Below are 670 nucleotides of genomic sequence, written 5' to 3'. Positions count from 1 at the left end.
TGGTCGTCGCCCACTCCCTGCGCCTGTCCTCCGCCCTGCTGGCCGCCGGCCGGCCGCACGAGGTGCTGCCGCTGTCCGGGGTGACCCACATGACCCCGCAGGAGACGGTCGCCGAGAATCTCCTGCTGCTGCAGCTGGACTTCCTCCGGCGCTCCCTGTCCCGGCCGGCCGACCGCGCGTGAACGGCGTTAACGCACAGGCAACTTCGCGGAAGCGGGACCGATATACGGACACGGGAGGCTGATCAGCGTACGGCCGTGCGGGTGCCGTGAACGGGCCGGGATGCGCCATGTCATCCCGGCCCGTTGCCGTTGAGCTGCGACTCCGTACGGCGGCCGGGCTGCTCGTCCGCCGCGAAATGGCAGGCCGAGGGGTGCGCCGCGGGACCCGGGGCGGCCCTGAAGGCCTCCGGGACGGCGAGCGCCGGGACCTCCCGGGCGCAGCGCTCCCGCGCCTTCCAGCAGCGGGTGCGGAAGCGGCAGCCGGAGGGGACGTCCGTGGGCGAGGGCACGTCGCCGCTCAGGATGATCCGCTCGCGGTGCTCGCGGGCCTCCGGATCGGGCACCGGCACGGCGGAGAGCAGGGCCTGGGTGTAGGGGTGGGTCGGGTGGTCGTAGATCTCGCTCTCGCGGCCCGTCTCCACGATCCGGCCCAGGTACATCACCGCGAC

2 protein-coding genes are annotated in these 670 nt (G+C 73.6%); one reads left to right on the top strand and one right to left on the bottom strand.

Annotated elements, in window-relative coordinates:
* On the top strand, positions 1 to 182 hold a 182-nt coding region (locus IE312_RS39825; protein WP_229899648.1), incomplete at its 5' end, for a hypothetical protein.
* A gap of 110 nt (positions 183 to 292) precedes the next feature.
* Here the strand turns inward: IE312_RS39825 and IE312_RS39820 are convergent.
* Positions 293 to 670, bottom strand: a 378-nt coding sequence (locus tag IE312_RS39820; protein WP_229899646.1) for an oligopeptide/dipeptide ABC transporter ATP-binding protein, incomplete at its 5' end; no start/stop codon positions are given.

Source organism: Streptomyces capoamus, assembly GCF_014654935.1.
Lineage (GTDB): Bacteria > Actinomycetota > Actinomycetes > Streptomycetales > Streptomycetaceae > Streptomyces > Streptomyces capoamus.
The sequence above is the reverse complement of the archived record's forward strand: the minus strand, read 5'-3'. Positions and strand labels throughout refer to the sequence as shown.